Annotated in this window: 9 protein-coding genes and 1 tRNA gene; 7 read left to right on the forward strand and 3 right to left on the reverse strand. The window is 47.2% G+C overall.

What is annotated here, in order from left to right:
• Positions 1-241: 241 nt before the first annotated feature.
• Positions 242-1,105, reverse strand: coding sequence for an Npun_R2479 family HD domain-containing metalloprotein (locus QUB12_RS18440; RefSeq protein ID WP_333307916.1), 864 nt, complete (start codon positions 1,103-1,105; stop codon positions 242-244).
• Positions 1,106-1,435: 330 nt separating this feature from the next.
• The gene (locus QUB12_RS37610) at positions 1,436-1,564 is read right to left on the reverse strand and encodes a Mo-dependent nitrogenase C-terminal domain-containing protein (RefSeq protein ID WP_445300671.1); all 129 of its coding nucleotides are present in this window, start codon (positions 1,562-1,564) and stop codon (positions 1,436-1,438) included.
• 533 nt (positions 1,565-2,097) lie between these two features.
• On the opposite strand from QUB12_RS37610, the gene QUB12_RS18445 reads away from it, so the two are divergent.
• Entirely contained in the window at positions 2,098-2,913 is an 816-nt protein-coding gene (locus tag QUB12_RS18445; RefSeq protein WP_333307918.1) for a cobyrinic acid a,c-diamide synthase, read from the forward strand.
• Positions 2,914-3,069: 156 nt separating this feature from the next.
• On the opposite strand, the gene QUB12_RS18450 is transcribed toward QUB12_RS18445, so the two are convergent.
• Positions 3,070-4,113: an AI-2E family transporter gene (locus tag QUB12_RS18450; protein ID WP_333307920.1), complete on the reverse strand. Its 1,044-nt coding sequence runs from the start codon at positions 4,111-4,113 to the stop codon at positions 3,070-3,072.
• Between the two features lie 981 nt (positions 4,114-5,094).
• On the opposite strand from QUB12_RS18450, the gene gshA reads away from it, so the two are divergent.
• The 6 genes from gshA to QUB12_RS18480 all read left to right on the forward strand — a co-directional run bounded on the left by gshA (position 5,095) and on the right by QUB12_RS18480 (position 11,744).
• Entirely contained in the window at positions 5,095-6,246 is a 1,152-nt protein-coding gene (gene gshA, locus QUB12_RS18455; protein ID WP_333143019.1) for a glutamate--cysteine ligase, read from the forward strand.
• Between the two features lie 391 nt (positions 6,247-6,637).
• A complete protein-coding gene (locus QUB12_RS18460; protein ID WP_333307922.1) occupies positions 6,638-7,099 on the forward strand; it encodes a tRNA (cytidine(34)-2'-O)-methyltransferase in 462 nt (153 codons plus the stop codon).
• A 581-nt stretch (positions 7,100-7,680) separates the two neighbouring features.
• Complete coding sequence (locus QUB12_RS18465; RefSeq protein ID WP_333307924.1) at positions 7,681-10,155, forward strand: peptidoglycan DD-metalloendopeptidase family protein; 2,475 nt, start codon at positions 7,681-7,683, stop codon at positions 10,153-10,155.
• 138 nt (positions 10,156-10,293) lie between these two features.
• A tRNA-Met gene (locus tag QUB12_RS18470) sits at positions 10,294-10,366 on the forward strand.
• Between the two features lie 126 nt (positions 10,367-10,492).
• Positions 10,493-11,092 carry a peroxiredoxin gene (locus QUB12_RS18475; RefSeq protein WP_015178160.1) on the forward strand — a complete coding sequence of 200 codons (600 nt, stop codon included), beginning with the start codon at positions 10,493-10,495 and terminating at the stop codon, positions 11,090-11,092.
• Positions 11,093-11,204: 112 nt separating this feature from the next.
• On the forward strand, positions 11,205-11,744 hold the full coding sequence (locus QUB12_RS18480; protein WP_333307926.1) for a redoxin domain-containing protein: 540 nt from the start codon (positions 11,205-11,207) through the stop codon (positions 11,742-11,744).
• The last annotated feature ends 136 nt before the right edge of the window (positions 11,745-11,880 follow it).

The raw sequence follows: 11,880 nt of genomic DNA on the forward strand, positions 1-11,880 counted from the left end.
TTTAGAAGGTTTTTTTAGTTATTTAGTAGTGCACAAATTTAGGTATTTGTCAAATTAATTTAGATGCGTTTACCCTGGATTTAGCGCTTCAATATCAACAGGATTGCTGAATTCTGTCTTGCATAAGGATTCTTCTGTTAGAGTCCCGACTTCTTGGAGAAGTCGGGACTCTGGATATTCTGTTTTTTTAGGTGGGCTTACTTATCCGAAAAAAGAACATCGCCCGACATCCAGCCAAACCCTAACTAACTACAGCCACCGCAGACTCTGGAACCTGAGAATGCTCCACCCGGAACACATTCGCGCTCAAATTAGCAACAACTTGTTTCCCCTGCTGCGTCAGTTCCAAATAGCCGATCGCATCCTTCACATACCGATAAACCACATTCCAATAAAACTTCGGATAACCATCCCGCAACTCCCCCGGATTTTGATAGCCCAAAACCAGATTCTGCCCAGTCTCCTCAAACTCGTAAAACAGCGCCGCAATCTTTTGCAAATATCGCGGATCGCTCAACTGACCAATTAAATCGGCAGCGCGAACTAAACCCGGATAATTTACCGTATCTTGATAATCTTCATCTGTAGGAACCGGGAAACGAGTCAGCTCAATATTACGTTTAACCAGCTCAGCATCAATCAGTTTGTGACCGCCAAAACGCTCGTCAATAAACATTTTTCCGCGATCGACATGATAAGGCATCAAACTAGCATCCGTCGCCCCCGGAGGCAGCGTTAATTTCAGGTCGCCTATTCCCGTCGCATACAGTCCCAAATCAGTCCTATCTTGCCTGCAAACACCTTTAACATACCCGATATCGTGACATAGCAAAGCAATGTGGAAGTGCAGCCAATCTTCGCAGGAAACACCCCCTTCGCGGATGTGCTTCCCACGCAGAATTTCTTGTCCCACCAAGGTTACTAAAATAGTGTGTTCGACATTATGGTAAAGAGCATCGCTATTAGCTATATTTTCTAAAGCCATACTTGCCACCCAAGCAATAATCTCGCCATAGTCAGATTTAAACCCGCCGTAAGTGTGGCGGTAGCCTTCAATCAGCCGATTGACAAAAGCCTTAATTAGCAGTTCAGTTGCGTTAAACATATCCACTTCCCTGATCCCACGTAGATTATTAAACTATTTTTATAGTTATTGTTTTTGCTGCTACCGTTTGATGTTATTTTTACCTTAAGCGCCACGATGGATACCCACTCCTATCGAGAGGCATCCATTGATATTATCAACAATTATGGCTTAAATTATGGCTCTGGCAACTACCAGAGCGATAGACCCCATAAATAATTGATATCAATGGGCGATCGAGGTATGACACCCCTCAATCAGTAGTACAGGGTTAGATATTCGCCGCATACCTCAGTAGATTTTAGATTTTAGATTTACTCCACAGATACATCTGGAGGCGGGAAGTAGGATCTAAAATTTTGGGTTGCTCACTACTCTTGTCGGAAACTTGTATCTGTTCTGGCTGACCCCGCCCAAAAACGAGAGCGAGCGAAAGCTTAACCCCATTAATTCCTCATACACAGGATTAAGCTTGCACATAGGCGGTATGTGGAAAAAATGGTGTCCCAATAACTACATATCTCTCTCACAATGACACCCTGCGGGTATAAGTTGGCACACCACTGAGTTACTGGTGGCTCTCCCACTGCAATGCTATCGAGCCACTGTCGCACTGGTTGCACGATAGCATTGCAAAAAGTTAAGTCTTTGCACTGATTTTCCGGGAAAATACTTGTAGTCAAGTTCATGATTGATCTCAGTAATCATTACTAACAAAAACTTATGAATCACCCGACTTCATCCTCAACGAAACCCACTGTTGCTCCGGTGACGTGAAGAAGTTTTACGGGTGGCACTCGGAGCCCCCAAATGTGATGCGAAGAGCTAGCATTTGTGATTTAAAACTCGCTAAAGTGTGAGACAGATCACGCCCCCTGTTCCCTACAGAATGTATATTTAGATAGATGGCAAGAAAATAAGACAGAATAACTTGCAAGCCGCCGTCGCAGCTTCCCCCTCCCATCATCTGCGATCTATTACTCTGTATACTTACTAATATAAGGTTTCAGGCAATGATTAAACAAAAACATAAATATGCCGACCTTGCTCAACTCCCCCACACTGATACCGTGTTCCAAAAACTCCCTGTAGAAGTTAAAGATTGGGCCGAAAGCTTGCCTTGGAACCAACGGCGCTATGTCTTGTCCCTCTGCTACATATTGTGTGCATCTACTCCCGACTTGCAAGCAGAATTTTTAGATGATTATACAGCCGACGGTTTAGTCTCAAAAATGTTTGAAGATGTAGATACTCTACACAGAGTGAAAGAGTATTTAATCAGATTTAGAGTCAAAAAACAATTAAACGAATCAGATTTAAGGAGCTACATTAAACAATTTTATATCCACTCAGCTCAACAATCGCGGCGAGAAACTGACCAATATTTAGAATCGGCCCTCCGCTTCGTCTTGAGTACAGAAGAACGCAATAATGTTTTTAACTACATTTTGGGCTTTGAATTTATTAAAATTGTGTTTCAAATGAGCTGGTTGCAACACGAAAGATTAGCGAGACTCCAAAAAAATCAGTCGCAGTTTATTGAAACCTATATCAAGCCGATTCAACATGCACACAGAATTAATGGCATAATTCTACCGAAAGATGAGAGAATCTTTTTTGCCAGACGCACCTATTACGTTCAACTGCCTAACATTTCCTACAGAAAGCTGATTGAGTTAGTCATGGCAACTTTTACTACAGAAATGGTGAGTAATTGCGGATTTTCTATCAGCCGCCACTCTCAAGCTCTGCGTTTTGACTGCGATTACATTTATGATCCAGAACCAGAAGAAGAAAGATTCCCTACTGACTTGCAATTTATTCATTAACTGTACGCAGTAAGGTGTAGCATACATTGCTTTTTTCTTTTTACTTTTAGTTTCGCGTTGGACACAGGAGAGTTTTTGAAGCATGGGACTTCTAGTCGGTAAGTTAAAACCGAATTTTCCAGCCGGATTTGATATAAAATAGGAGGGCTGCATCAATTAACCTTCCGCTTGCATTTCTTCAATGTCAAACCAGCTAACTATCACTCCCGCTAGCGGAATAGCTAGAAATATACCTAAAAGTCCTGCCGATCTTGCCCCGACTAACAGTGCAAAAAATACCACTACCGGATTCAGGTTAAGGGAATTTTGCATGAGTCTCGGATGAATAAAGTTGTCTTGAATTTGCTGCAAAACAATGCAAGCTGCCAATACTTTTAAGGCTAGCCACACATTTTGAGACAATACAATAAAACAAACTAAGCTAATTCCCAGCGTCGCTCCGATCCCTGGAACTAAATCAAACAATCCGATAATAAAGGCTAAAATCAAGGGAAATTTCACATTTAACAGCAGGAAGATTAAAAAACTTGCTGTTGTCAAAAATAACATTAACAGGATTTGTGCCTGAAAAAATCCTAAAAAGTTTTTCTCTATTGTTACACTTAAACGCCTGTGCAGGTGTCGGGGTATAAATTTGAGAACTAACAGCCACAGCCTCTCTCCATCAAGTAACATGAAAGAAGCCACTACCATAATTAATATTAAATTCAATAAATTGGTTAAAAATACTTGTAAAAAAGCAATACTCGATACAACTCCAGCCAAAGCTTGATTTCGCAGTTGTTCCTCAATAACTCGCAGGTTAACTTGCAGGTTTCTCGCCCGCAGGAATGCTTCGAGGCGCTCGGACAGAGGCGCTAAAGCATTCACAAATTCAGTCATGCTGTCAATTAATTGCTGCCCTTGAGATAAAAGAGTGACGCCTACGGTGACGGTGAGACCGCCAAAAACTAAAATGGTGAGCAAGACAACGAAGGCGACAGCTAAACTTCGCGGTAAAAATCTCTGGAGAGTTCGCACCGGATAGTTAAGCAAAAAAGCCACGAGTGCCGCAATAGTGAAAACCGCGACTGCTGTTTCAAAGTAAGCTAAAAGTTGCAGTCCAGCCCAACCTGAAGCAAATAAAAGCAAAAACCGGACTAAGGCTAAATTGCTTAGCATATTCCAAAAATTGGGAGGGGTTCTTTCTTGCTCTTTCACAGGGATTTTTAGGGGTTAATAATAGCTCAAAAATATTGCAGAGCCCTCTTTTAGAATGGCACCCAAGATATATCTGTGGCTATCCCCCTCAAGGCAGAAAACAGATGTCGAAGGAAGAAGGAAGTTCGGCAACGGATTGTGTAACGGATTTAACGGATAGAAGGAAGTTCGGCAACGGATTGTGTAACGGATAGAAGAAAGAAGGTAGAAGGAAGAGGGATCTCTTCGGCGAAGCCGATCGGGTAAAAATAAGGAGGAAGCCACAGGGGAGAAGGATGAAGGCAGCAAGCAGTGCTTTATCACTGCTGTTTGGGGCAGGGGTGGGTTCTCTTCACCATAAGTTCGATCGCCCCCAATACCGAATCAAACACAAGCGCGATCGAACAAACAGCCTTTCTGACTCTAAAACCGCCTCGGAAACTCTTTGCCAGGGGAGTATTTGTCCTGGCAGGCCCCCAACTAGGAAACAAAAGCTCAAACAAAGCTGGCGCCGAAAAACCCGGTTTCCGTGCCAGTGGCGAAAAATTTCAACTCTGCTCCGTGGAAGATAGTTTGACATACTCACCGACGTGAAGGTACGGTGATTCTTAAGCCTCGCGACTTAAGTTTCTGCTTCTTGGCAACTGCCTCCACCCTCAAAGAGTTTTGGTCTTATGTTCGCTCCACAGACTAACCCCGCAAGCCCTGCGGTTTTTACGTGTCGAATACCAAACGGAATTCTTCGTAGGTTTGATTCTAGGGTTAGACTTCCATTGCCCTATCCTATGCATCCCGGTCTACCGATTTTGCTTCGCCGCCAGCACCTCGGGCTGAACTTCGCTCGTATAGGCTGTTTGATCCATCGTCTCGGGTGGGTCGTTGACCAATTACATTCTAATATAAATCCGTCCTAAAAGGACGGGGTTTCTACCCAAATTTGTGATGAACAGGTCAATTTTTGGGATACTAGAAACTAGCACTCAACTTAGCTGAGGAATAAACGTGCTGCTATCAAAAGGCTTTGAAGTAGAAATGTATACCGGCACTCCCGAAGGTGAGGTTGTCGGTCTCTCCGATCGCATAGTTGCCGATCTAGAGGGATTTGTGCGGGAGCCTGATAGCCGCAATGTGGAGTACACGACCGCCCCGCTGTGCAGCTACGATCGCCTGCTGTGCGCCTTAGTCAAGCCGCGAGTCCGGCTGCGCGAGTATCTCAAACAATTGGGCGACTATACCTTGCTGCCGGGAAGTACCTTGTCTCTCGGAGGGAGCGATCGATTTTACAGATCCGATCCCAACAACCCTTACCACACCTACATCGAGCAAACCTACGGCACAAAAGTCGTCACCGCCAGCATTCACATCAACATCGGCATCTCCCAACCAGAAATGCTGATGCGCGCCATCCGCCTCGCCCGCGTCGAAGCACCGCTGTACCTTGCCTTGAGCGCCTCTTCCCCCTTCCTCGACGGCGAAGTCACGGGCTATCATTCCACTCGGTGGGGTTTGTTTCCCAAAACTCCCGCCATCGTCCCCCTGTTTGAAAGTCACAAGCATTACATTCAGTGGACTGAAGAACAGCTAGAACTCGGTACTATGCAAAACGTCCGCCATTTGTGGTCTGCAGTGCGACCAAATGGCGATCGTCGCCCCTACTGTCTCAACCGCCTCGAGCTGAGAATTTGCGACCTCGAGGTCAATCCTCTGGCTTTGTTAGCCATCACTGCCTTGCTAGAAGCTCGCATTTGGCAGATGATGGAAGACCCCAGCTTAGACCCTTTAGAACTCAGCACCTTGTCGGCGGCCACCCGCAACGAAGACTTAGTTGCCCTCACAGACGCCAACGAAATTGCTGCATCCCGGCAAAGTTTGGATGCCGAACTTACCCACTGGCAAGACGGCAGAACTATTCTGGCACGAGATTGGATTGAGGAAATTTACCGCGAAGTGTGGCCTATAGCCAAAAAACGCGGCTTTAGTTGCTTTCTATCGCCACTGAAAAAGATTCTCCGGGAAGGCAACACGGCCCAGCAGTGGTTAAAGCTACACGAGGGCGGTTCGGACACCCGCAGTATTATTCTGCAAGGGATTCAGGGGATGGCTCACCAAGAATGGGAGCTAGAAGATAACTTGTGCGCCCAGTTAGTTGCCTGAAGTATCGGCGGTTATTATAACGGGGGCTTTCACTAGCCCCTGGCTATGCGTACTCAGCCAATACAAATAGCCCGAACCTCCCGGTCAATCGATTTTAGATTTTAGATTTTAGATTTTAGATTGACTTGCGCGAGATAAATACGTTCGGCAAGTTTCATCGGATACAGGTTTTTTGTTTCTGGGTCCTGAGTCTGCTTTCGGAATGAATCACGTGGCGGGTATCCTGGATGCGGGAATTGTCAAAAGTTGCAGAGCACCTCCCAAAAACCAATCAGAATATTTAATCAATGGAGCTCGACAAAGGTTATAAATAAAAGCTATAAGGTATATCTACCTGTGGGTAGTTTTATAAATTTCCCAAGAGCTGTATTTTTCGCTTTTAATTAGCTTCATGCCCCAACTTGTCTTGATTCACCCGCAAATCCCCCCGAATACTGGCAATATCGCCCGCACTTGCGCTGCCACAGGCACGGAACTGCATTTAGTTGGCCCGCTGGGGTTTGAAATTAGCGATCGCTACCTGAAACGGGCAGGCTTAGATTACTGGCCCTACGTCAATCTCCAGTGCCACGAAGACTTAGCGGCTTTTCTGGCCTATCGGCAGCAGCGCGGGGGACGAGCGATCGGATTCAGCACTGGCGGGCGATGCAATTACGCCGAATTCCAATTTCAGCCCAGCGACTGGCTGATGTTTGGCTCGGAAACTGTAGGCATTCCCCAATTCGTCTTGGATGCCTGCGACGCCACAGTTTTTATCCCGATGAGCCAGCCTGGAGTCAGGAGTTTGAACCTCTCCGTCAGCGCCGCTGTGGGTTTATTTGAGGCTAAACGACAGTTGGGGGAGCTGGGATAAATCATTATCAACACATAAATATATAGATATTTAATAGCTGCCGGAGGCTGCCAAAGCTGCATTTAAATATAAGAAATTTGTATCAAAGGGGTGAAAATCTAGATAGCCGACATTAATATATTTTATTCATTCAAAAACAGATTGTTATCAGCAACACCAAATGACTGCAAGAGGATTCAGCAACAAAAATAAATAATTTTAGCGATTTAGGGCGTCAGCGAGCACCAGCTTAGGTCTGAACACTATATCTAGTAAATATACGGTTGTAGGTTGTCCGGAAATTAGCCTAAAGTCTGATAATAGGTGAGAGTCCTATGCCTTACCGGAACGCAAAATTTATGTCTTCGTTCCAGCTATTGCGGTGTAAGGCTTGTGGGGTTAATTGCAGCAGGTTTGACCGAGAATTTTAAAATTTCTGACGGTTTGAGCTTGTCTAAATTTAAAAAGCAAGGTAATCTGGCCTAAGCATGATAGCTGTCAACAATCAGAATATTTTTGCTTGTTGATTTAAATTCAGCGTCATGCGATCCCCTTGAGTGTTTCCAAGGACAGTTAGCGCTTCTCAGTAGGAGGTCGTTTTTTTGAAACGAACATATCCCCAAATTAAGCCTGTTCAGGCTAGTGAAATCGACAGAGACGGTTCTGCGGAACCATCCAAACAGACAACGCTCAGCACAGGCAGAGTTCGCTCTCTCGCCACGATCGGTCTGGCAATATCGGTAGGTGCTTCTGGCATCCTGCTACCGAGAAACGGAGACAGCGCTCGCGCGTCTGAACTCGCACCGACATCTGAATCCACCGCTGAAGTACAGCAAGTATCGGCCAACGGGCCCACTACGTCCGCACAAGTGGACGGTTCCAGGGCCGAACAGCCAGGAGCACCTTCTGAGCCGGCGACGGTTAAGGTGCAGGATGGGCAAAGCCTTTGGGAGCTTTCTCAGGATTATCAAGTTGAACCTTTGGCACTAGCAACTGCCAACGACATCAAACCCGATACCATCCTCCAAGTTGGCCAACAGCTAAGAGTTCCGACTGCGACGGAAGCCACACCACAACAGAACGCCGGCTATAGCACATCGGCTTCGCTAGAGCGCGCAGCGACGGTCAATCCCGAACAAGAGTTAAATCTGACTGGCTCCGAGCCGGATAGTGCAGCCATGACAGCGCTGCCATCAACCGCAGCGACCCCGCTGGTCACGACGGTACCGGAACAAAGTTCGATCGACATCCCCAATGCAGACGGGGCGATCGACAGTTTGAAAAAACAGGAAAACCGCACCACAGAATCGGGTCGAACTATGTTCGGGTCGGAGGGGGGAGCAAATTTATCTACATCTGCGGCATTTTTGCCGGAGTCAGCACCGACGCTGACATCCCCCGGATATGCAACAGGGACAACTATTCCTGACCTCGATGCCACACCTGTACTTCCCAATTCCGGGGGAGGTCAAGCAGCATCGCCCGATCGAGCATTCGAGTCAATTGAACAGTCTTTGGCAACACCCAGTTTGCCCTCGGCTGTGCTAGTCCCCCCTGCGGGAAGTACCGCCCGGCCGGCTGAGGTTCTCTACAGCGTGCGTCCGGGAGATACGGTAGATGCGATCGCCAAAGGTCACGGCGTATCGCCCAAAGATCTGATCTCCGTCAACAAGCTCGGCAACCCCAACTTGTTGAATGTCAATCAACGGCTCAAAATTCCCCAAGTGGGGTTGAAAAATCCAGGGGTGCAGGCGGCAGCCTCTTATTCTGCCTCCAACTCTACATCTGTCTGGGCGGCGAGTTCGGTTCCCGCATCTTTGAACCCCAGCTCGTCTACCTCGGAAATAGCCGGTGCTGGCGTTGCAGCACCCGCGCCCAAAGTGCCTGTTGTCTCTCCCCTGGAGAACCTGGAAGGTCTGAACAATATTTCAGCGCCGATGGTTCCCCAAATTAACAGCATTCCGCTGACTCAAGTTTCCCAAACCATTAGCGATCCACGGAAGCTGGATCTTCAAGGGGAACCAACATTTACAGGTGCAGTTGACACCAGTGCCCTGCCTGGACCAGCCAGTGCCACTGCTACCGCCATCGCTACGGGAGAATACCCGCAGCCGCTCAGCTTCGTGGCAAATACTAGCGCCCAGGGTTTAAATGCCGCTCCTACTAGCGCTGTACCAGAGTCGAATTCAGAGGCTCTCCCTACCGCAGAAGCTCTCAACCCTTATTCCGAACGCTTGAGGGCAGAAGTGGTCAGGCTGCGAGAGGAATATCGTGCCTCGCGCAATTCGATCGGCGCAAATGCGGTGTCCCTGGCTCCAAATGACGGGCCCTCGGTCAACCCGTCTGAGGATATGCCAAGTGTCAATCCATATCTCTACACCCCCGACTATGCTGAGGCGGTGCAGAATGAAATCAGCAGACCGCCATCGAGAGCCTGGTCCCAGCAGGTTCAGAAGCAGCAGCAAGAGCGTTTAGACCCCGCTCGCGCAGCGGAACTGCAACCGATCGACCTGACGCCGACCTCTGCTGGGCAGGGGCCTATGGTAGCAACTGCTCCTTTGGGATCTGAGGCTTACGACCCCCTAAGCAACCCGTCTTTGGGACGCATGGTTTCTCCAGAACTGCCTCCGCTTTCGAGCCCTGATACCTATCTGCCTAACGGCAAACAACAGTCGGCGAAGGGGTTTATTTGGCCGTCTAAGGGCGTTCTTACTTCCGGCTACGGCTGGCGGTGGGGACGGATGCACAAAGGAATTGATATTGCAGGGCCGATCGGCACGCCAATTGTGGCAGCATCAGACGGGGTGGTTACCTATGCTCAGTGGAACGACGGCGGCTACGGGTATCTGGTGGAAATTACCCATCCTGACGGCACTGAGACGGTCTATGCCCACAACAGCCGAATTTTGGTGCAAAAGGGTCAGAGAGTCGCTCAAGGCGAACAGATTTCAGAAATGGGCAGCACCGGCTTTAGTACCGGGCCGCACTTGCACTTTGAAATTCATCCCGCCGGACAGGGTGCTATCAACCCTATGGCTTTTCTGCCCGACGATGATGCGTCCAGCGCTTCTCGGTAACGACTGGTCGGAAGTTATGGGTTTTGAAGGATTAGCAAAACTCATAACTTTTACGGTAAGTTATTAGAAATAGTGTTGTTTAAAAACCAGACATAGCTAGCCCTACCGTGCTACGATAGTAAATCGTGAAGTAGATTTGGCTCAGTGGCGCAGTGGTTAGCGCAGGGGACTCATAAGCCCAAGGTCGCAGGTTCAAATCCCGCCTGAGCCATTATTTAATCAAAAAAACTGCGCTCTCAAATTTGAGAGCGTCTTTTTTTTATCGATCGAGAAGATACTTGTAGTCGTTATGAGTATGATATATTTGTAACAGTTCGTAAAAAAGGAAACAAAATCTATGACCAGTGAATGCCTCCGGGTTGGTCAAGCTGCACCCGATTTCGCAGCAACAGCCGTAGTGGATCAGGAATTCAAGACAGTTAAACTGTCAGACTATAAAGGCAAAAAGTATGTAGTCCTGTTCTTCTACCCCTTGGACTTCACCTTTGTGTGCCCAACTGAGATTACAGCATTTAGCGATCGCTTCGAGGACTTCAAGAAAATCGATACCGAAATCCTCGGCGTATCCGTTGACAGTGAATTCTCTCACCTCGCTTGGATACAAACAGACCGCAAATCTGGCGGTGTTGGCGACCTCAACTATCCCTTAGTGGCTGACCTCAAAAAAACAATTAGTTCGGCCTACAACGTCCTCGACCCAGAAGCAGGCATTGCCCTCCGAGGTCTGTTCATCATCGACAAAGAAGGCATCATCCAACACTCTACTATCAACAATCTTGCCTTCGGCCGCAACGTGGACGAAACTCTCCGTACTCTGCAAGCTATCCAACACGTCCAGTCTCACCCCGATGAAGTTTGTCCCGCCGGCTGGCAGCCCGGTGACAAGACCATGACTCCCGATCCTGTCAAGTCTAAGGTATTCTTTGCTGCGGTTTAAGCAGATTATATTTGTACGGACACGGCGCTGCCGTGCCCGTACCCGCAGAGGCATTTATTTAAGCGGATTTTTAATTACCAATTAGCAATTAGCAATTACCCAATTAGGAAATATGCTGACTTCTACTAATTTTAGCGGCTTGTTAAATGAGCGGTTTTTCCAAAATTTATTGCCTGTTCCGGCGAGTAATGTTCTGAAGCTGGGACAGATGACGCCAGATTTTGAATTGCCGGATATTAATAATGGCAAATTGGTGCGGCTGTCGAATTATCGGGGCGATAAGCCGGTAGTCCTGGCTTTTACGCGGATTTTTACTGAAAAGCAATATTGCCCTTTCTGTTTTCCTCACATTAAAGCTTTGAATGAAAACTGGGAAAAATTTGCCGATCGCAATATAGAATTATTGATGATTGCCAGTACCGACGATCGCCAAAGCCAAATTGTGGTTAGAGATTTAGGCTTGAAAATGCCTCTGCTTTCTGATCCAGGCTGTAAAGTGTTTCGGGCTTATCAAGTCGGTCAGGCTTTAGGTGCTCCTTTGCCGGCTCAGTTTGTTTTGGGTGCAGATGGAAAACTCCTCTTCAAACATTTGTTTTCTTTCATAGACCACAATGCTAGTGTAGACACTTTGCTGCAATATGTCGATCGGTAAGGACACCGCTGCTGTGTCCTAATTTGGAGTTTTTCACCGCTGATGCACGCTGGTTTAGGCCCATCAGCGGTATTTTTTCACCGGTTGACACTGGTTGATACAGCTCTTTAGTTATAAATACTTATTGTGCCAATTG

Source organism: Microcoleus sp. B7-D4 (assembly GCF_036705125.1).
Classification (GTDB): Bacteria; Cyanobacteriota; Cyanobacteriia; order Cyanobacteriales; family Microcoleaceae; genus Microcoleus.

Bases quoted from the DNA above. Each gene is read 5' to 3' on its own strand.
- QUB12_RS18440 (WP_333307916.1), bottom strand. From the start codon at position 1,105: ATGTTTAACGCAACTGAACTGCTAATTAAGGCTTTTGTCAATCGGCTG.
- QUB12_RS37610 (WP_445300671.1), bottom strand. From the start codon at position 1,564: ATGTGCAAGCTTAATCCTGTGTATGAGGAATTAATGGGGTTAAGCTTT.
- QUB12_RS18445 (WP_333307918.1), top strand. From the start codon at position 2,098: ATGATTAAACAAAAACATAAATATGCCGACCTTGCTCAACTCCCCCAC.
- QUB12_RS18460 (WP_333307922.1), top strand. From the start codon at position 6,638: ATGCCCCAACTTGTCTTGATTCACCCGCAAATCCCCCCGAATACTGGC.
- QUB12_RS18475 (WP_015178160.1), top strand. From the start codon at position 10,493: ATGACCAGTGAATGCCTCCGGGTTGGTCAAGCTGCACCCGATTTCGCA.
- QUB12_RS18480 (WP_333307926.1), top strand. From the start codon at position 11,205: ATGCTGACTTCTACTAATTTTAGCGGCTTGTTAAATGAGCGGTTTTTC.